The following is a 20,169-nucleotide window of genomic DNA, read 5'->3' as shown; positions in this document are numbered from 1 at the left end:
TGTTCGATGACGCGTCGTGATTGCACTCGAACCTTTTTCGACGGCTGCGCCGAAGAGCCGCGTCTATGTCGTGGCCTGAACGATGATGAGCCTTTCTCAGACCATATTGATCGTCGGCGGCGGGCTTGCGGGCCTGACGGCGGCCTATCGCCTTCACCGCGCCGGGCTGGATTTTGTTCTTGTCGACGCCCGGCAACGTCTCGGCGGACGCATTCTGTCGGTCGGGATCGACGGCGAGCCCTCGATTGATGGATTTGACCTTGGCCCCTCCTGGCTCTGGCCCGATATGCATCCCGCGATCGCCCGCTTTGCGCAGGAGCTTGGGCTGGCGTTCTTCCCCCAGCACACCGATGGCGCAATGGCATTTCAACGGTCGCCCGGTTCTGCGTTGGAACACTACAACACGCTCCGGCAGGAACCGCAGTCGATGCGATTGGCCGGCGGTAGCGGGGCCATCATTTCCGCGCTGGCCGATCGTTTGCCCAAAGACCGCATCCGCTTGGGAATGAGGGTGACCAGGGTCGTGCGAACTGGCGGCACTTCCGGGCTTCAGGTTAATGTCGGGGATGGTTCGGCCGAGGTGATCGAGGCCGCGCATGTCATCTTTGCGCTGCCGCCGCGTTTATTGGTGGAGACGATCGAATTGGAACCGGCGCCGGATCAGGCCTTCCGGAAGCTCTGGCATGAAACACCGACCTGGATGGCGCCGCATGCGAAGTTCTTTGCGCTCTATGAAAAGCCCTTCTGGCGTGCTGCAGGGCTCTCGGGAGCGGCGCAAAGCATGGTCGGGCCGCTCGTTGAAATCCATGACGCCACCACGGCGTCAGGCAAGGCCGCCCTTTTCGGCTTTCTCGGCGTTCCCGCGGAGGCGAGAAGAGAAGCCGGCCGCGAGGCCATCATCGCGGCTTCGCTCGGTCAACTCGGGCAGCTGTTCGGTCCACAGGCGCTGAAGCCTGCGGCGACGCTTTACAAGGATTGGGCCCTGGACCCGTTCACGGCCACGGCGTCGGACCTGATGACAACGGGTCATCCCTCGGGCGGGCGGCGGGAATGGATGGACGCCGGGTGGCGCGACTGGATGACCCCCGCCGGCAGCGAAACCGCAGTTCACGATGCCGGCTATCTGGCCGGCGCGGTCGAGGCCGGTGAGCAGGCGGCCGAGAGATTGATTGAACGCCGGAGATCCTCGGCATTTGAGAGACAAAACAGGAGAGAAGTATGAACTTGACCTATCGGGCAATGCAGGTCGCGACATCGGCCAGCCTTGAACTCGTGGAGCGGCCGACACCCGCGCCAAGCACGGGTGAAGTGCTGATCGCCGTCGAAGCCTGCGGCATCTGCGGCGCGGATGCCAGCGACATCGACAAGGCGGATCCGGCGTTGCAGCCGCCGCGTGTGCCCGGCCATGAAGTGGTCGGCCGCATCGTTGCGCTGGGGCCGAACACGCCTTCGATCTGGAAGATCGGGCAACGTGTGGGTGTCGGTCGACTCGGCGGTCACTGTAACGAATGCAGCGAATGCCGGCGCGGCCATTTCAATCTCTGCCGCAACCAGCCTGTTCTCGGATCCTCGTGTGACGGCGGCTATGCCGAGATGATGATCGCGCGCGCGACCGGCCTCGTTTCCATTCCGGACGAACTTTCGTCCGAGGAGGCCGCACCGATCCTCTGCGCCGGCATCGCCACATTCAATGCGCTGAAGAAGAGCGGCGCCGAAGCGGGCGATACCGTTGTCGTTCTCGGTATCGGCGGGCTCGGCCATATGGCACTGCAATATGCCCGCAGGATGGGATTTCGTGTGGTGGCGGTGGGCCGTGGCGAAGATATCGCCACCGACGCGCTGGCGCTCGGAGCGCATCGTTACATCGACACGAACAAGGAGAACCCTGCCGATGAGATCAACGCAATGGGCGGGGCCAAGGCTATTCTGACCACGATCGCCAATCCGACGGCCGTCACCGCGTTGATGCCCGCACTTTCGCCGGAAGGCCGTCTGATCGTGCTCGGCGTCGGAAAGGATCCGCTGCCGGTCTCGACCGGCTATCTGGTAGGGGCCGAACGCGGTGTCATCGGCTCGATCACAGGCTCCCCGTTCGAGAACGAAAAGACGTTGGATTTCAGCGTCCTCAGCGGCGTCCGGCCGAGAATCGAGATCATGCCGCTGGAGCAGGCCCGGGAAGCTGTTCAAAAGATGAGATCCGGCGAGGCAAACTTCCGGATAGTCCTGACGATGGGAGATCGATCCAATGCGCATCAATGATGATCTGACGAAACCGGTGATCGTGCATTCGGCCGCACTCGAATGGACCCCGAGCCCGACGGCCGGCGTCGATCGCCGGATGCTCTATCGCTTCGGCGGTGAAGTGGCGCGCGCCACCTCGATCGTGCGCTACGCGCCCGAAAGCACCTTCCCCAGCCATGTTCATGGCGGCGGCGAAGAAATTCTTGTCCTCGAAGGCACGTTTCAGGACGAGTACGGCGACTATCCGGCAGGAAGCTACTTCCGCAACCCGCCAGGCACTTCGCATGCGCCGGCGTCGAACACCGGCTGCACCATTTTCGTCCGGCTTTCTCAATTCCGCGCGGATGATCAAACTCAGATCGTGTGCTTGCCGGGCCAGGGCCAGCACGCCGAGCTGCGTCCCGGTGCCGCCAGCTCCATCCTCCTCTTCGACGATGGCCACGAGGAAGTACGGCTGGAAGAATGGCAGCCGGGGGAAACCGTCACAGTCTCAAATGAACGCGGACTGGAATTTTTGGTTGTCTCGGGCGGGCTCTCGTTCGGCGACGACATCCTGAAGCCGCAGAGTTGGGGCCGGCTGCCTGCCGGCACCAGCTTCCGCGCGACCGTTTGTCTGCAAGGAGCCAAGATCTGGCTGAAAGACGCCGCGCTTTTGCACCCGGGGGTTATCAAGCTGCCGGACGAGACCGGCGGGAATGATTATGAGCGACGGTGATCGATCTATGAATTAACGCCATTTCGGGATCGAAGAGGCCGGTGATAAAGCGCTTTGAGAAATGATCGAGCCGCCGCCTCTCCGCCTCGGTCGAGTATTGCCTTTCGAGCAATTAGTTGCGGGCCGCATCGAGAAATTCACCGTGAAGAAAGAATGAAAGGAACCTGCGTATGGGGATCGCCGAGGAGACGTGTGACGGCATAACGGTGGTGGAAACACACAATGCCGCCGCGCGAAACGCCTGGATCCTGGTGGCGGCGCAGTCGCTCGGCGGCGCCAGTTCTCCGATCATCATCTCGCTCGGCGGCCTGGTGGGACAACAATTAGCCGCCGATCCTGCCGCCGCCACTTTGCCTGTCAGTATGCTCAATCTCGGGCTGGCCGTTGGTACATTGCCGGCGGCTGTTATCATGCGCCGGTTCGGACGCCGCGCCGGCTATGTCCTCGGCGCGACGATCGGCATGACGGCGGGCCTGGTCGCGACGCTCGGCATCCTGCAAGCGAGTTTTGCCGTGTTCTGCATCGGAACCTTCATGGCCGGTCTCTACTCGGCTTATGTGCAAAGCTACCGCTTTGCCGCCACCGACGGTCTCGTCGGCGCGGACCGTGACAGGGCGATCTCGCGGGTGATGGTCGGGGGATTGGTCGCGGCCGTCATCGGCCCGCAACTGGTCATCTGGACGCGCAACGTGCTACCGGATCATGCTTTTGCCGGGAGCTTCCTCAGCCAGGCGGCGCTTGCCATGCTGGCAATCCCGATTCTGTTGTCGTTGCGCCGTCCGCAGAGGTCCATCAAAACATCGACCGACGGGAGCGATGGCCGGCCGCTTTCGCGAATTCTCACCTCCCCGCGCTATCTGCTGGCGGTTGCGACGGGCGTCGTCTCCTACGGCCTGATGACTTTCGTCATGACGGCGGCGCCGATGGCCATGGTGGGACACGGCCATTCGGTCGACTCCGCGGCGCTGGGTATCCAATGGCATGTTCTCTCGATGTTCGGGCCGAGCTTCCTGACAGGCCGCCTGATGGCGCGCTTCGGCAAGGAGCGGGTCGCGGCCGTCGGGCTCCTGCTGATCGGCGCCTCGGCCTTGGTTGCGCTCGGTGGCCTCGACGTCGCGCATTTTTGGGGCGCCTTGATCCTGCTCGGCATCGGCTGGAATTTCGGCTTCATTGGCGCAACCGCCATGGTTGCCGACTGCCACGCGCCCTCCGAACGCGGCAAGGCGCAGGGCGCGAACGATTTCATCGTGTTTGGGACGGTTGCCTGTGCCTCCTTTTTTGCCGGGTCTCTGCTGCACAGTTCCGGTTGGACCACCATCAATTGGCTGGTGCTGCCGGCTGTGGCCTTCATTCTTGTTCCGCTGGTGTGGCGGGCGGCCAGCCTGCCGAAAATCAACTGAACGGAGAAGTCTCATGGCGACCTCGAAACGGCGCATTGATCACATTGTCCTTGCGGTCCACGACCTCGAAGCGGCAGCAGAGTTCTACAGACGCCTCGGCTTCCAGGTTGGCGCCCGTAACCAGCATCCCTGGGGCACCGAAAACCGGCTCGTGCAGTTCCACTCGTCCTTCATTGAGCTGATCACGGTGGGCGAGGACCGGAAGGCGATACCGCCGCACGAACCGGGACGTTTCAGCTTTGGCGCCTTCGTCCGCGATTACCTGGCATGCGGCCAGGGCTTTGCAATGTTCGTGCTCGACAGCCCGAATGCGATCGCCGACGCGAAGGCCTTTGCGCAGAAGGAGATCGGTTCCTTCGAGCCGTTCTTCTTCGAACGCAAGGGGCGGCGTCCTGACGGCAGTGAGATACATGTGGCCTTTTCTCTGGCCTTTGCCATGGATGCGAGGATCCCGAATGCATGCTTCTTCGTCTGTCAGCAGCACTTTCCGGAGAACTTTTGGAACCCGGAGTTTCAGAAGCATGCAAATGGCGCGACAAATATCGTCGGCGCAACGCTTGCGGCCGAAGGCCCTGCGGGCAACCCGGCGGCTTTCCTCGCAGCCTTTACCGGCGTTCCAGGATGGCAAGACGAGCAGGGCGGAACGACATATGCTCTGGCACGGGGCGGGTCCGTCCACCTGGAGAGGGCTCAGAGCGGCGGCTGCTTCACCGGCTATAACATCGCGGTCCCGGATCTTGCGCGGCAGCAGGATCTGCTTTCGGAGATGGGTATTCCGTTTTCTGCAGCCGGGAACGGCATCACGGTGAAGGCCGAGCATGCCTTCGGAGCTGCCATCACTTTCGTCTCCGGCTGCTAGGTGTTGAGCCCCGGTTTGATGGATCGATGATGAATCGATCCGGCCCGGAACTCACCCTTTGCAGATGAACTCGTAGAGCGTGATGAGAAATCCTGACGGTCCTTGAACGGGATCGGCATCGGGCAAAGGGACCGACGAGATTTTCACCAGCATCTCGCTTGAAGCAGCTGACGTCTGAATGTCGGCATGCTGTCCCTTTGGATATGCGCCGACTACCTGGAAGTCTGCCGTGCAGCCGAGATTTTGGTGCCCTGTCCCGGCAGGAAGCACCAGGCAATCTCCCGCAGCGACCTCCAGTGCCCGACCGCCGGGACCGCCGATCAGCAGCGTAGCGCTGCCACGCGCGATTCCCAGCACTTCATGGGCCCCGGAGTGGTAGTGTTGATAGTCGAAGACACCGTTTGTCCAGATGCCTGCCCAACCATTTGCCGCGAAGCGACTTTCGAAATCACGGGGTCCGCCGTCAACAAGCACATCGCGGTATAACACGACAGGAAGGCGCTGGTTGTTCGGAACCCAGTCGCTCTGCTCGAAAATAATCGTCTCGGTGTTCATGCTGAATTCCCGCGATAGCCGATGAGCGCGACACGATCGTCTGCGAGCCATCGGTGCTGGTGAGAGAGTTCGATGCGTTTCCCATTGAACCCATCTCCGCTGCTGGCTTCAAAGGCTAAACTTCGGCGGCTGCCGGCGGTTCCTTCGCATGCTGGAGCCACACCGTGCGAAGCCGCGATGTAGTTCGTCTTGGTCCACGGAGCGGTTCGCTGCGCAACGCCGGCGGCGTAGCACCGGTATTCGGAGCATGCGCTGTCGGCGAAGGTCGAGCGCAGCCGCACATCCCTTCGAACGGTGCAATATGAGCCGTACCCAGGGACGTTTCCAAAGACACACTTTTTGCTTGGCGAATTGATCGAACTCTCGGTAAGACGGCCTTTTTGAAAGAGGGCAACATGCGAAAATTATTATTGATTCTCTTCAGCTCAGTCATCGCCGCGGGAACAGCGCACGCTCAAGCGAGAGTCCAGGCCACCCACAGCAACCATTTGATCGAGAGCTATCGCGCCTATATCGGCAAGGCTGATCTTTACAATTCAAATGGGGCCAGACTTACCCAGCCGTGGCAGATCATCCGGCAAGACAGGGCGAATTTCCATCAGTACCATGTGCGCGATCCTGACGATCAATCGGACTCGTTCTTTGCCGATCCGGCAAATCGCCAAGCTCTGGAGCAGATGCTTCGGAACGGAACGATGACGCGCGAGGCCGCCAATATGATCACGCGTGGCAATGTATGGGTTGAAGTTAATATCTACGGGGACCAAGGAACCGGTCGATGGATCGACGTTACCGTATCTGATTGATATTTCCTGCAGCGGGTAGTCGCGTCGACGCGTGGCCGTATTTGCAGCAGCCTGCTGCAAATACGGATCGTTGCCTCGAGGCCCGGATCGTCTCCTCGCCACGGCGCGCGCATTGATGGAGATGGATTGCCGCAACCTCGGCATCAACGCCGAAGCGCTCAACAATTCATGCTGACCAAAGCTTGTGTCTGGCTCGACAAGGGCCAGAAGTTCGGCATCGAGGGCCACGGTTTCATGCGCGTCGATCTCAGTTGCCCGCGGGCAACCGTCGGCGAACCCATCTGGCGCATCACCTGCCGGATGCGGCGGCGGCTGCAAGCGAGATAAGGGACAGCGTGAAAGCAACCGAACTCCTTCACGCCGTTGCGATGTTGTTTGTACCGCCCAGCTGCGGCGAACCAACCGACCCCAGCGTCCTACGGTTCGCGTATTGCGTTATCGAGGCCGCGCAGCAGCGGATACAGGAAGTAGGAGATCACCGTGCGGTTGCCGACTTTGATTTCCGTGGATACGGTCATGCCGGGAAGCAGCCGCACGGGCACATCCGAGGCATTCAGCCGGGTATCGGCAAGCAGGATCCGCGCCTTGAAGAAGGGGGCGGCCGGCTGGCTGGGGGTGGCGGTCTGCTCCTGCTGGCCGGTGAGGAACGTATCCTCGCTGATGGTTCTCACCTTGCCTGTCGCGGTGCCGTATTTCTGGAAGGGGTAGGCATCGAGCTTGACACGCGCTTCCTTGCCGACGGCCACCCGGCCGATATCGCGCGTGTTGATCGAGACTTCCGCCTCCAGCGGCACGTTGATGGGCACGAGCGTGACCACCGGCTCCGCCTCGCGCACCACCGAACCGACCGAGCGTTGCGCCAGATCGAGCACGACGGCATCGGCCGGTGCGGTCAGTGCCACCATGTTGCGGCGCAGCTCCATCTTTTTCAGCTCCTCGTCGGCCATGTCGCGCTGGCCGCGCAGCTCTACCAGTTGCTCCATCGCCGCCCGGCGGAAATCCTCGATGAAGGCCTGACGGTCGGCTTGCAGCTTGGCATAGCTATGTGCGGCCTCATCGGCCCGGCCGCGGACGGCGGTCAGGTCGGACTCGACGTCGAGGCGGGCGTCGCGGGAGCCGAGCAGCGTGATCAGCGAGCCGCTCTGTCTGTCATAAAGCCGCTCCCGCGCTGCCTCGATCCGCGAGAGCCCATCGCGCCTGTCGTTGAGCACCGCCTCCTGGTTCTTGCTCGCCGCAAGAGCGGCCGACTGGCCGGCGATCTGCTGCTCGAAATTCTGCAGCTGCGCCGTGTAGAAGGCCCGCCGCTGGGTGAAGAGCTGCGCCTGCAGCAACTGGTCGGGCGTATCTCCCGCCATCTTCGTATAGTCGGCGCCAGCAAGCTCGGCCTCGATGCGCTTCACCTGGGCGTCGAGGGCGGAGAATTTCGCCTGCTGCTGGTCGACATCGGCCTGGCTGAAGGTGGCGTCGAGGGTGGCGAGCGTCTGGCCGGCATGCACCACCTCGCCGGCTTTCACCTCGATCGTGCGGATGATCGAGGTTTCGAGCGGCTGGACGACGATGGTCGGCTGCGTGGTGACGAGCTTGCCGGGCGCAATCACCACCTCGTCGATCGACGAGACCGAGGCCCAGGTGATCGCCGCGGCAAGCAGCGCCGTCACGCAATAGAGCGTCATGCGGGCAACGCGCGGCGGCGCGCGTTCTTCCAGCTCGACGGCGTCGGACTGGAATTCCGCGATCGCCGGCGGCAGCGGCGGGCGGGCGGCAAGTTCCCTGCCCTTATCCCGGCCCTTGTCCGGGCGCTTGTCGGATGGCCCCTTTTCCGAAGGGACCGGCAGATTCTCACCGGATTTTCTGACATGCGCGTTCATGCGACCTGCCTCATTTGCTGGGCCCAGAGGTGGCGGTAGGTCATGCAGCGCGACACGAGCTGATCGTGCCGGCCGATATCGGCGACCTTGCCGCGATCGACGACGAGAATGGCGTCGGCATCGACGAGCGTCGAAAGCCGGTGCGAGACGATGACGACGGTGCGGCCGGCGGCGATGCGGCTCAGATTGTCGCGGATGATCGCCTCGCTGTCAGGGTCGAGCGCGCTCGTCGCCTCGTCGAAAATCAACAGCTTCGGATCTGTGATCAGCGCCCGGGCAATTGCCAGCCGCTGCTTCTGACCGCCGGAAAGGTTGGCGGCATTTTCCTCCAGCATGGTGTCGAAGCCGCGCGGCAGCCGCTCGATGAACTCCTCGGCGCCGGCGATGCGGGCGACTTCCATGATCTCCTCGATGCTGGCATCGGGTTTTGCGGCAGCGATATTGTCGCGAACCGAGCCGCGAAACAGGAAATTGTCCTGCAGCACGACGCCGATGCTGGTTCTCAGATGCACGAGGTCGATCTCGCGGCTGTCATAGCCGTCCATGCGCACCAACCCTTCCTGGCTCTGGTAGAGCCCCTGGATGAGCCGGGTGATCGTCGTCTTGCCCGAGCCGCTCTTGCCGACCACGCCGAAGACGCAGCCTGCCGGAATGGCGAAGGAGACATTGTCGAGTGCCGGGGCGCTATCCGGGCCGTAGCGGAAAGTGACCCTGTCGAACTCGATGCGCCCATGCAGATGCGGCCTGACACCACGGCCGCGGCCTGCCTGTTCCGGCCGCTGGTTCATGATCTCGCCCAGCATGCGCACCGAGAGCGCTACTTCCTGATATTCGTGCACCATCGTGACGATCTGCACCAGCGGTCCGGAGACGCGGCCGGCGAGCATATTGAAGGCAACAAGCGCACCGATCGTCATCGCGCCGCTGAACACGTCGAGCGCGCCGAGGCCGATGATCGCAACGCTCATCAGTTTCTCCAGCAGCCCGGTCATCGACTGGGCGATGGTGGAGATTTTTTCGACCCGGAAACGCACCGAAATTGACTGCGCCGAATAATCGTCCCACACCTTGCGCTGGCGCGGCTCCAGTGCCAGCGATTTGACGGTGCGCATGCCGTGCACGGTTTCCACCAGCAGCGCCTGCCGGTCGCCTTCGGCCTGGTAGAGCGCCTGGAGGCGGCGCTGGAACGGCCCGACGAGCAGCATCACGACGAGCCCGACGAGAGCTGCGAAACCGAGCACCACGAGCGTCAGCTTCGCGCTGTAAAGAAGCAGGATCGGCACGAAGACCAGCAGCGAGACGCCGTCGAGCAGCGTCAGGAAGAGCCGGCCGGTCAGGAATTCGCGGATGCGCCCCGTCTGCTGCATGTGCTTGACGAGCACCCCGGCGGAGGCATGCTCGAACAGCGCGATCGGCAGGTTGAGCAAATGGCCGAAGGTGCGTGTCGCGACCCGGATGTCGATCCGGTTGGTCGCGTAGAGCAGCAGATAGCGGCGCAGGAAAGTGAATGTCGCGTCGAAGACGAGCGCGATCGCGATGCCCACCGTCAGAACCGTCAGCGTCGCATAGCTCTGGTGGACGAGCACCTTGTCGATGACCAGCTGAAAGAAGATCGGCGTCGTCAGCCCGAGGCCGTAGAGAACGAAGGCGGCGAGGGCCACATCCCGGAAGAAGCTTCGCTGCTTGATGATCTCAGGCACGAACCACCGGAAGCCGAACGGCCGGTCCTCGTCCGACATGCGATAGTTGCGCTTGAGGAGAACCACCGATCCCGGCCAGGCCTTGGAGAATTGCTCCTCGCTGAGGAGCATGACTTCGGGGCGCGTGGCAAGCGGGTCGAGAACACGGATCCTCTCGTCCTCCCCGCTGCCCTCCATTCCGGCAATGACGACCCAGTTGCCGTTGGCGAGTTCGGCCAGCACGGGGAATGCTTCGCCCAGCTGGGACAGTGACCGCCAGTCCAGCTTGAGGTGCCTGGCCCGCAGACCGGCCTCCTTGGCCATCCGCAGCAATCGTCGCACGGCGACGGGATCGTTGCCGACCGCGTAATCGTGCTGCAATCGCTCAGGCGAAAGATCGACGCCGTGATGACGCGCGACGAACGCAAGACAGTGCAGGTTGGTATGCAGAAAACCACTCATGGCCCACCCGAAACGATACGAGACCGAGGCTTGGATTCACAGAGTTGGCGCGTTCCTTGTGCGCCCATTGGGGCGCACAGCGCTCCACACCCTGTTCATCAGTTGAAGTTCGGCGAGGCGTTCGAAGCGCCCGCCTGCGCCGACTGGATATCGGTTGTGGCTGCCGCCGACATGTCGCCGATGCGGCGAACCGCACCCGCCTCGACCAACCCGCCAAGCGCCTTCTGCATGAGATCGACCGCATTGGCGAAGGCATCGACAGGCATGATGATACGCTGGCGGAAGATCGGCTTCGGATTGTTGTTGGCGTCACGATCGGTGGCCGAAAGCGACATCAGGTCGATGCGCACGATCGTTCCGGTAACGGTGATTTCACTGATACCGTCTGCATAAAGTTCGTCGCTCATTGTTCTCTCCTCCGGTTGATAACCAAACGTCTTCACATCAGGGTGTCTTGCGTTCTTTAGGATGCTCTTGAATGGACAGGGATATGCCCGTGCTGCCATGCCGGAAACGGATCGCGAAGGCCGACGGCGCTCTGCGGATCGAAACCCGTCTCCTCCCCGGTCAGGCAATTGTCGAGCGCAACGCGGATCGCTTTCTCGTCGAAGCCGGAACCGATGAAGACGAGCTCCTGGCGGCGGTCGCCCCAGATATTGTCCCAATGCCGGTCGATGAGCTGGCGGAACTGCGGAAAGTGCGGCCATTGCACCCGCGGCACCGAGGCCCACCAGTACCCCCTGGTCTCGATGCGGCACTGGGTGCCGGCAATCGACAGGAGGCCGATCTCATCCGGCCTCGTCGCCAGCCAGAAATGACCTTTTGCGCGAATGAGGCCGGCCCATTTCCGGTCGAGGAAATCCTTGAGCCTCAAGGGATCGAAGGGCCGGCGGCTGCGATAGACGAAGCTTGTTATGCCGTATTCCTCGGTCTCCGGCACATGATCGCCCCAGCCGAAGAGTTCCTTGTGCCAGAGCGGATGGCGGGCGGCCTTCGCCTCGCTGAAGAGGCCAGTATCCAGGATCGTGCCAAGCGGCACCTGGCCGAAGACCGCCTCGACGACCTGGGCACTCGGATTGAGCGCTGCGACGACCCGGCGAACCTCGGCGAGGTCGGCGCACGGCACGTCGCCCGCCTTGTTGATGATGACGACATCGGAAAATTCGATCTGTTCGACGAGCAGTTCCACGAGCCTGCGCTCGTCGTCACCGTCCCGCCTTTCGCCGCGATCGGCGAGAAACTCGGCGCTCTGGTAATCGGCGAGAAGATTGACCGCATCGACGACGCAAACCATCGTATCGAGACGCGCCACGTCGCAGAGGGCCGCCCCGCGCTCGTCGCGGAACGAAAAGGTGGCTGCAACTGGCAGCGGCTCGGCAATGCCGGTGCCCTCGATCAGCAGATAGTCGAAGCGGCCGGCGGCTGCCAGCCGTCGCACTTCGCTCAGGAGATCGTCGCGCAGGGTGCAGCAGATGCACCCGTTGGTGAGTTCTACCAGCGTCTCGTCGATGCGCGAGAGGCCTGCTTCGCCTTCGCGCACGAGATCGGCATCGATGTTGACCTCGCTCATATCGTTGACGATGACGGCAACCCGGCGGCCCTCCCGATTGCTCAGGACATGATTGAGCACAGTCGTCTTGCCGGCGCCGAGAAACCCGGCGAGAACCGTGACCGGCAATCTGTTGTCTGTACGCATCATCAAGACTCCTACTCTTTACAGCATGCCTAGCCTTAGATCCTCGCGCCCTTTACGCCGCGAGCTGCGGTTTGAACGTCACATCCACATAGTAATTCGTGCTGTTATAGCTGGCTGTCGGGAACAGCCCGCCGGCTCCGTAGGCATAGACGCCGTTGCTGCCGCCGGGTGCCTTGAGATCGCCGTTCGTCACGTCGCTGGCAAAATAATTGCCGGTTGCCGAATAATTGCCGTTGCTCGAGTAAGAAACGACGTAGGTCGTATCCGCCTGGATCGCGATCTGCTGGGTGAGCTGCGCAGTCTGCCAGCCGCTCGCCGTCTCGTTGTTGAAGGTGACGCTGCCGATGAGCGTACCCGAGGCGGTCCAGAGATAGCCGTTATGCGGGCCGGTATTGTCGGCCCCCTTGTAGAAGCGGATGCCGGTGATCCAGCCTGACGTGTCGGCCTGGAATTTCATGCCGAGATTGACTTGCTGGTTGTCGTTGACCGAAACGACCGAAGGCGTCGCATTGGCGGCGAAGAGGTTCTGTTCCGGACCAGCAGCCGTGTTGTTGATGGTGAGCGCCACCTGAGCCGAGGCCGTGCCGCCCTTGCCATCTGAGATCGCGTAGCTGAAGCTCGCCGATCCCGAATAGCCTGCCGTCGGCGTGAAGGTCACGGTCTGGGCCTGGGCATCGTAGGTGGCCGAGCCGTTGACCGCGCCGCTGACGCCGGTGATGACAAGCGGATCGCCATCCGCATCGGTGTCGTTTGAAAGCAGCGCCGAGGCCTGGATGGCGAGCGGCGTGCCGGTATTGGTCGAGAAGCCGCTGTCATTGGCGGCGACCGGAACCGCATTCTGCGCGCCGCCCTGTTGATAGATCACGTCGACCCAGTAATTGCTCGCATTGTAGGAAGCGGTCGGGAACAGGCTGCCCGAGCCATAGGCATAAAGGCCGTTGCCGCCGCTGCCAGCACTCGACGGCGCCGTCAGCGCGCCGCTCGTGTGGTCCGTCGTGAAATAGTTCGCCGTTGCCGAATAGAAACCGTTGGAATGGTAGCTCGCCACATAGGTGGTGCCGGCCGTGACATTGATCGGCTGGGTGAAGGAAACCGTCTGCCAGCCGCTTGCGGTCTCATTGATGAAGGTCGCCTGGGCCAGAAGCTGGCCGCTCGTTGTCCAGAGCGAGCCGACATGCGTGCCGGTATCCCCGGCGCTCCTGTAATAGGTGAGTCCGGTAATCTGACCACCGGCGGAAGCGATGAACTTGACGCCGAGTTCGACCGAGTTGGCGTCATTGGCAGCAGTAACGCCCGACGTGTCGGCGCCGGTAAACAGGCTCGATGTCGTGCCTCCGCCGGGCGGCGTACCGACGGTGAGGCTGACCGTGGCCGAGGCCGTTCCGCCGAACCCGTCGGAGATCGAATAGGAGAAGCTTGCCGCACCCGTATAACCCGCCGTCGGGGTGAACGTGACGGATTTGGTCTGGCTGTTGAAGGTCACCGTTCCGTTGACCGCACCATTGACGCCGGTGATGCTGAGCGGATCGCCATCGGCATCGGTGTCGTTTGCAAGCAGGCTGGCTGCGGCAATCGACAGCGCCGTGTTGGAATAAGTCGTGTAGCCATTGTCATTGGCAGCGACCGGTGCCGTATTCCCCGTCGACTTACTATAGACGACATCCACCCAGTAGTTCGACGACTGGTAGCTCGCGGTCGGGAATGCCGAGCTGCCGACCGTGTAGACGCCATTGCTGCCAGCGAGCGCCGTCAGCGAGCCATTGGTATGGGCTGACGTGAAATAATTTGCTGTCGCCACATAGGAGCCTGTCGTGCTGTAGGAGGCGACATAGGTCGTGCCGGTCGCGATATGCACTGCGTTGGCGAATGTCGCGGTCTGCCAGCCGTTTACCGATCCGCTATCGGCAAACGTAACGGTCGCGATCAGTGTGCCGTCTGCAGTCCAGAGCGAGCCGGTATGGACCCCGGTGTCGCCTGATGCCTTGTAGTAGCGGATGCCGGTGATCAGGCCGCCCGACGAAGCGACGAATTTCATGCCGAGTTCCATCGACTGGCCGTCATTGAAGCTTGCGCCTGCCGGCCCTTCGCTTGACGTAAACAGCGTTTCCCCGGCAGGGCCCGGGTTCACGGTGAGGCTGACACTGCCCTGATCCGTACCGCCGCGCCCGTCAGACAGCGTATAGGTGAAGCTTGCCGGCCCCGAATAATTGTTGGCCGGTGTGAAGATGACGGTGCCGTTCTGCTTGTTGAGCGTCACCGTTCCGTTGACGGCATTGCCGACGGCCGAAATCGTCAGCGCATCGCCATTGGGATCGGTATCGTTTCCGACAAGCGAGGCGATCGAGATGTTAACGGTATCGTTGCCGGAGATGGTCAGCCCCGTATCGTCGGTCGCGACCGGCGCGCCGTTGGGGCCGGCATCGAAGACCACGTCGACCCAGTAATTGGTGCCGGTGCCGGGGCTTTGGCCGGGAAACGTGCCGGCAGTGGTGCCGTAGGCGAAGACGCCGCCGCCATCGACCGCCTTCACCGCACCGCTGGCATAGGTGCCGCCGGTGAAATAATTGCTCGTCAGCGAATAAAAACCGCTGCTGTGATAGGAGGCCACATAGGTCGTGCCGGCGGCAATCTGGATCGGGCTGGAGAACATCACCGTCTGCCAGCCGGAGAGCGATTCACCGACGGACATGCCTGTTGCCAGCAACGTTCCGTTGGCGCTCCAGAGGCTGACGGCATGGTCGCCGATATTGTAGAAACCCTTGTAGAAGCGGATACCCTCCACGAAGCCTGCCGTGGTCGTCTGAAAGCGCAGGCCGAGCTCGACGGAATCGCGATCGATCGCCACTTCGGTGGCCGGCTTTTCCGCAAGCGTCCAGAGGCCCGTCGTTGTCGGCAGGCTGACTGTGACCTGCTTGCCGGCCGATGGCGTCTCCATATTGACGCTGTCGTCGACGGCGCGCGACAGGATCGTATAGGTGCCGCTCGCCTGGACGACCCAGTTATAGCTCCAGCTCTCGCGGCCTGACGCCTTGAACCAGTGCTGGCCGCCATCAGTCGAGACTTCGACGCCGGCAACGATGCCGCCGCCGAAATCCTGCGCCGTGCCCGTGATCGTCACGTGCTGGCCTTCGAGGAAGCTTGCGCCGACGATCGGCGATGTGATCGCCGAGGTCGGCTTCAGCGTGTCGGTCGATTGCGTCGCAAGGATCAGGCTCGCATCCAGCGTCGTTGGCTGGATGCCCATATCTGCGAACATGTTGACCATCGCCTGCTGGACGTTGCGATCGGTCGATGTCGTCGGGCCCTGGTGATTGTCGCTGAGGCCCCAGGACCAGAAGACGGTACCGGCGCCGAAGACGAGCGCGCCGCTTGCCGCCCGGTACATGGTGAGGCTGTGGGTGGCGACGGCCGAACCGATCGTGGCGCCGTAATCGCGCAGATAGGTGTCGACCGATATGGACGAGAGCGACAGGTTAACGAGGCCATCGGGCCGGAAGCCGTTCTCGACATCGGAATCCCACTCGTAGCCGAGCAGGTTCTGCACCAAATTGTAGGTTCCGCCCTCCTGGGTCTGCGAGACATCCGTGTTGCGCCAGAAACGCAGGTTCGAATAGTCGTAGGGGATGGAGATCGTATCCTGGCGGTAGCTGTCCACCTGGAACATCGTGCCCGTCAGCGCATTCTCCGGCTGCTGTCCCGGGTCGGCATAACGCGGATCGCGCCAGGTGCCGGTGCCGACATTGCTCGGATCGGTGCTCGTGCCCCAGGTTTCCTTGTAGCAGACCATCGTGCGGTAGGCCTGGCCGCTGCCATCGATGCTGCTTTCCCAGCGGACCTTCCAGTAGCACTCGTTGCCGCTCCAGAAGGCGAGGTTGACGCCGGCATCACGCGCCGCCTCCACATTGCTGCGCTGCTCGGCAGACCAGTATTCGTCATGGCCGACGGAGAGATAGGCATCATGGTTGAGCAGCAGGCTGCCGCTGCGCGCCGTATCGACCCCTGATATATAGGATACGTCGTAGCCGTTCTGCTCCAGCCACGAGATGGCGGAGGATTCGACGCCGAAGATATAATCGTGCGAGCCGCCGACCGGGCTCGTATTGGTGATGATCGGTCTGTTGTAGCTGACCGCCGAGGCGCGGCCGATCGCCTGCAGGCCGCAGCTGCAGTTCGGCGGCAGGTAGCCGATCATGGCGGCCGGATCGACAGGCACTTCGCCGTAATAGAGGCTGGCGCCGCCCCAGGCATTATAGGCCTGCCATGTCGTATCCGAGGTCTGGAAGACGATATTGCTGTGCGAGGCGTCGTCGCGCACGACGAAGGGGATGATGCTGGCATCCTCGGTGCCATCCTCGCGCACCAGCTTGGCGAAATAGACGCCGGAGACGGCATCGGCAGGAATCTGCCAGCTGGCGGAGACCGACCAGTTGCCGCAATCGATGAGACCGAGCGACATGTCGACGATCGGATGCGGCTGGACTTGCGCCGTGGTCAGCGATTTCTCGATCGAGTCGACCTTGCGCGCGCCGTCTCCGCCGTAATAGCCCATGCGATAGATATCGATGCGGTAATGGGTGGAATCCGTGGCGATCTTGAAATCGACCGTCTGGCCGATATTCGTGCTGATTTCGGTGGCAAAGCCCTGGATGGTGCCTTTCCCATCGCCCTCCAGGCCCCATTCGCTGATGGGGTTGCCCTGCTTCATGTTTTCGAGCGCGATCTTGTTGGGCGTCGCCGCAGCCGCCGCCACCGGTGCCGCGAGCGCCGTTGCGGCTGCAGTCGTCTCAGCAGAAGCGTCCTGGCTCGGTTCCACCGAGAGGGATGCTATCGAGGCCTGTAGGCCCAATGAAGTCGTGGCGATACTGCTGGAAGAGGTGACCGGCGCCGTCGTCTTGGTGCTGGCCTTATCGGCATCGCCGGTAACACCTGTAAGCGCGGGAGCGGCAGGCAGCGTCGCAGCCTCCTCGACCGGATCCGGGCCAAGCACGGTGCGCTGCGACGTCGAGGAAGGCGTCTGGAAAACCGTCGTAGCCGCCGCTGTCTTCGTCGAATTTTCCTGTACACCGCTATCACCTCCAGGCGCCGGCATCGCCATCGACGATGCAGGAGACGACTGCCTGTCACCTGATGACATCAGGGAGGATGTGACCGTACCGGTGAAGGAGGATTGGACAGTTACGCTGCCCTGATTGGCAAAGCTTGGAGAGCCATCGCTGCTCGTCGAAGACACGACCGTTGCGGATCCAAGAACCGCGCTCCATGCAGCAGGTGCTCGACAGATACTCAACGATCCACCAAATGAACTCAAGTACTCACGATTACTAACATGAATTCTCCGCATCAGCGGCATCCCCTTCCGCATCGGCCAGCCCCTCGGCAGCCATCGCAAGACATCCATACTGGCACCTTTGCCAAGAGAATGTACGACAGCAATCTGGGGTAGGAGGGAGGTACTCCCTACGCCGATATGATGACCCCGACGCACGCCAGCCCACAAAGTCGCAAAGCTGCCTGCGGCGGCGGCCAGACCTTTCCGGGTTAGATTGCAGCATTCTGCCGGAATAGCTTTTCGTCTCGGCAAAGGCGACTGGCGAAGGGCATGCCTGTTGGTGCGTGCGGCGATTCTAAGGCCGTTGCCGGTCTGCCTCTCCTTAATCGACCTTGACAAGCGGGTCCAAGTCGAGCCGCTATTTGGCTCGCAATGTCTTGGAAAAACGAGGATAGGATGAAGTTCAGCAGATCGGCAGTCGCAGGCGTGATTGGCGTGGCAGCCTGTGTGTTTGGCGCGTGCATTGCGGCATCGCCTGCGCTCACACAGGAAACCGAGCCGCCCGCTCCATGGGTTAAGCTTACCGGCTCGCATGCCGGAGCGGTCGGAACATGCTTTATGGCTGATGCAAGCGACATCGAGGCTTGTTACATGGTCCGGTGCGACGCCAAGAACGGTCTCATCTTCGAGATTGGCGATGCCACTATTGGTGAGAACGGCCTGCGATTGGCGCGCTTCGAGATTGGGAGGTACAAAGAGACGATCCGCCTCGACGGCAACAGTCCCGATCGGCGAACGATTGTTCTCTCACGGCATCCGAAGCTGCTTGCCGCCCTCACATCTGGCGCCGATTTCGCCACTATGTTCGCCATCAAGGCTGGTGAGATAGATTACAGCACCGGCTTTGAACTTACGGACGCGCGAGGCCAGATATCTCGCGTGGCGAAGAGCTGCCCAACCAAGCCGTGACGACGCGAAGGTCCACCGCCGTGCTACCAGGCCGGAAACGGATCTTCGAGTGTGGCCCAGTCGCGCGGATCGGCGCTGGCGAGGCATCGGTCCAGTGCAGTCCGCACACCTGCCTCGTCCATATCAACGCCGATAAAAACCAATTCCTGCCGACGGTCGCCCCAGGCGCTGTCCCATCGGCTCTCGAGATGCTGACGAAACTGCTGATGGTTCGGCCAGTCCTGGCGCGGAACGGCCGCCCACCAAAGCCCCATGGGTTCGCAGCGCCGCTGGATCCCGGCAGCCGACATCAGCCCCACATGGCGCGGGCGCGTGGCAAGCCAGAAATGGCCCTTGGCGCGCAGCACTCCCGGCCATGGCTCGTCCAGGAATGCCCGAAATCGCTTGGGGTCGAAGGGACGCCTGGTGCGATAGACAAAGCTCGAGACCCCGTATTCCTCCGTTTCCGGAACATGCTCTTCCGGGCTGTACAATTCCTTGTGCCACAGGGGATGAGCAGAGGCCTTTGCTTCATCGAAGAGACCGGTATTCAGGACGGTTGAAAGAGAGATCTCGCCGAAATCCGTCTCCACCTGGAGCGCATCCGGGTTGAGAGACGTGATGATCCTGCTCACCTCTGCGCGGACCTCTTCAGACGCGTCCGAGATCTTGTTGATCACGACGACATCGGCAAACTCGATCTGATCCACCAGCAGGTCGATGAGCGTGCGCCGGTCCTCACCGTCGCGCTGCAGGCCGCGGTCGGCAAGCAGATCGGCGCTGCTGTAGTCGGCCAACAGGTTTGCCGCGTCGACCACGGTGACCATGGTGTCGAGCCTGGCAAAATCGGCGAGCGAAACACCGTTCTCATCGCGGAAGGAAAAGGTTGCGGCAATGGGGCGAGGTTCGGCAATGCCGGTGCCTTCGATCAACAGATAGTCGTATCGCCGCTCTTCGGCCAGTCGCCGCACTTCCGTCAGCAGGTCGTTGCGCAGGGTGCAGCAAATGCAGCCATTGCTGAGCTCGATCAATGTCTCCGTCGTATGCGACAGGTTGCAGCCGCCGTCTCGAATGAGACTGGCGTCTATGTTCACTTCGCTCATGTCGTTGACGATGACGGCGACCCGCAGGCCCTGACGGTTATTCAGGACGTGGCTGAGGAGTGTCGTCTTGCCGGCGCCGAGGAAGCCGGCGAGCACGGTCACGGGAAGCCGCTCGATCCTGTTCATCGGCATTCCTTGAATGCGGGCGGTCGCGGCGTGCCTCGCCGCGACCTGCATTTGCATCGTATCAGCCTCATTCGAAACCCGTCCATAACCTCGTCAAATGCTTCACGCGGCAAGCTGCGGCCGGAAGACCACATCGGCATAATAATTCGCTGAATTGAAAGTGCTGGTCGGGAAAAGGCCCGTGGTGGCGGAGCCCCCATAGGCATAGAGGCCGTTGCCGCTTGCTGGTGCCGTCAGCGGGCCGCTGCTGATAGCGGCGGTGAAAAAGCCGCCCGACGCCACATAGGCACCTGTTGTATGGTAGGAGGCGACATAGGTTGTGTTGGCGGCAATGGTGAAGGGTGTTGTGAAGTTCGCCGTCTGCCAGCCGCTCGCCGTGGTGTTGGTGAAGGTGGCGGTGGCAAGCTTGGTGCCGGTGGAACTCCACAGGTCGACGACGTTC

At 62.2% G+C, this 20,169-nt stretch carries 16 protein-coding genes; 8 read left to right on the top strand and 8 right to left on the bottom strand.

The window, feature by feature from the left end; all coding sequences use genetic code 11:
• Positions 1 to 82 precede the first annotated feature (82 nt).
• The 5 genes from GGD57_RS22215 to GGD57_RS22195 all read left to right on the top strand — a co-directional run bounded on the left by GGD57_RS22215 (position 83) and on the right by GGD57_RS22195 (position 5,215).
• The gene (locus tag GGD57_RS22215; RefSeq protein ID WP_348645993.1) at positions 83 to 1,222 is read left to right on the top strand and encodes a flavin monoamine oxidase family protein; all 1,140 of its coding nucleotides are present in this window, start codon (positions 83 to 85) and stop codon (positions 1,220 to 1,222) included.
• Positions 1,219 to 2,259 (top strand): alcohol dehydrogenase, encoded by a 1,041-nt coding sequence (locus GGD57_RS22210; RefSeq protein ID WP_184472426.1) that lies wholly within the window; start codon positions 1,219 to 1,221, stop codon positions 2,257 to 2,259. Before GGD57_RS22215 ends, GGD57_RS22210 begins: the two co-directional genes overlap by 4 nt.
• Positions 2,246 to 2,956 carry a cupin domain-containing protein gene (locus GGD57_RS22205; RefSeq protein ID WP_184472425.1) on the top strand — a complete coding sequence of 237 codons (711 nt, stop codon included), beginning with the start codon at positions 2,246 to 2,248 and terminating at the stop codon, positions 2,954 to 2,956. Before GGD57_RS22210 ends, GGD57_RS22205 begins: the two co-directional genes overlap by 14 nt.
• Positions 2,957 to 3,126: 170 nt before the next feature.
• Positions 3,127 to 4,356 (top strand): MFS transporter, encoded by a 1,230-nt coding sequence (locus GGD57_RS22200; protein ID WP_184472424.1) that lies wholly within the window; start codon positions 3,127 to 3,129, stop codon positions 4,354 to 4,356.
• Between the two features lie 13 nt (positions 4,357 to 4,369).
• Positions 4,370 to 5,215 carry a VOC family protein gene (locus GGD57_RS22195; protein ID WP_184472423.1) on the top strand — a complete coding sequence of 282 codons (846 nt, stop codon included), beginning with the start codon at positions 4,370 to 4,372 and terminating at the stop codon, positions 5,213 to 5,215.
• A 51-nt stretch (positions 5,216 to 5,266) separates the two neighbouring features.
• Here GGD57_RS22195 and GGD57_RS22190 read toward each other — a convergent pair whose 3' ends face one another.
• The gene (locus GGD57_RS22190; RefSeq protein WP_184472422.1) at positions 5,267 to 5,770 is read right to left on the bottom strand and encodes a cupin; all 504 of its coding nucleotides are present in this window, start codon (positions 5,768 to 5,770) and stop codon (positions 5,267 to 5,269) included.
• Between the two features lie 395 nt (positions 5,771 to 6,165).
• On the opposite strand from GGD57_RS22190, the gene GGD57_RS22185 reads away from it, so the two are divergent.
• Together GGD57_RS22185 and GGD57_RS22180 are read left to right on the top strand one after the other, a co-directional pair.
• On the top strand, positions 6,166 to 6,576 hold the full coding sequence (locus GGD57_RS22185; protein WP_184472421.1) for a hypothetical protein: 411 nt from the start codon (positions 6,166 to 6,168) through the stop codon (positions 6,574 to 6,576).
• A 168-nt stretch (positions 6,577 to 6,744) separates the two neighbouring features.
• Positions 6,745 to 6,903 carry a hypothetical protein gene (locus tag GGD57_RS22180; RefSeq protein WP_246713717.1) on the top strand — a complete coding sequence of 53 codons (159 nt, stop codon included), beginning with the start codon at positions 6,745 to 6,747 and terminating at the stop codon, positions 6,901 to 6,903.
• An 89-nt stretch (positions 6,904 to 6,992) separates the two neighbouring features.
• Here GGD57_RS22180 and GGD57_RS22175 read toward each other — a convergent pair whose 3' ends face one another.
• The 5 genes from GGD57_RS22175 to GGD57_RS22155 all read right to left on the bottom strand — a co-directional run bounded on the left by GGD57_RS22175 (position 6,993) and on the right by GGD57_RS22155 (position 17,643).
• The gene (locus tag GGD57_RS22175) at positions 6,993 to 8,444 is read right to left on the bottom strand and encodes an HlyD family type I secretion periplasmic adaptor subunit (RefSeq protein ID WP_184472420.1); all 1,452 of its coding nucleotides are present in this window, start codon (positions 8,442 to 8,444) and stop codon (positions 6,993 to 6,995) included.
• The gene (locus tag GGD57_RS22170) at positions 8,441 to 10,585 is read right to left on the bottom strand and encodes a peptidase domain-containing ABC transporter (RefSeq protein WP_184472419.1); all 2,145 of its coding nucleotides are present in this window, start codon (positions 10,583 to 10,585) and stop codon (positions 8,441 to 8,443) included. Before GGD57_RS22170 ends, GGD57_RS22175 begins: the two co-directional genes overlap by 4 nt.
• A 98-nt stretch (positions 10,586 to 10,683) precedes the next feature.
• Entirely contained in the window at positions 10,684 to 10,992 is a 309-nt protein-coding gene (locus GGD57_RS22165; RefSeq protein WP_184472418.1) for a hypothetical protein, read from the bottom strand.
• Positions 10,993 to 11,048: 56 nt separating this feature from the next.
• A complete protein-coding gene (locus tag GGD57_RS22160; protein ID WP_184472417.1) occupies positions 11,049 to 12,284 on the bottom strand; it encodes a GTP-binding protein in 1,236 nt (411 codons plus the stop codon).
• Between the two features lie 49 nt (positions 12,285 to 12,333).
• On the bottom strand, positions 12,334 to 17,643 hold the full coding sequence (locus GGD57_RS22155) for a DUF4082 domain-containing protein (RefSeq protein WP_184472416.1): 5,310 nt from the start codon (positions 17,641 to 17,643) through the stop codon (positions 12,334 to 12,336).
• A 363-nt stretch (positions 17,644 to 18,006) separates the two neighbouring features.
• On the opposite strand from GGD57_RS22155, the gene GGD57_RS22150 reads away from it, so the two are divergent.
• Positions 18,007 to 18,519, top strand: a complete 513-nt coding sequence (locus GGD57_RS22150; protein WP_184472415.1) for a hypothetical protein — start codon at positions 18,007 to 18,009, stop codon at positions 18,517 to 18,519.
• A 23-nt stretch (positions 18,520 to 18,542) separates the two neighbouring features.
• Here the strand turns inward: GGD57_RS22150 and GGD57_RS22145 are convergent, their stop codons facing one another.
• The gene (locus GGD57_RS22145) at positions 18,543 to 19,727 is read right to left on the bottom strand and encodes a GTP-binding protein (RefSeq protein ID WP_184472414.1); all 1,185 of its coding nucleotides are present in this window, start codon (positions 19,725 to 19,727) and stop codon (positions 18,543 to 18,545) included.
• A 102-nt stretch (positions 19,728 to 19,829) separates the two neighbouring features.
• Positions 19,830 to 20,169, bottom strand: a 340-nt coding sequence (locus GGD57_RS29290; protein WP_246713716.1) for a DUF4082 domain-containing protein, incomplete at its 5' end; no start/stop codon positions are given.

The organism is Rhizobium esperanzae, from assembly GCF_014197615.1.
Lineage (GTDB): Bacteria > Pseudomonadota > Alphaproteobacteria > Rhizobiales > Rhizobiaceae > Rhizobium > Rhizobium esperanzae_A.
This window is presented reverse-complemented; position numbering and strand designations above follow the sequence as displayed.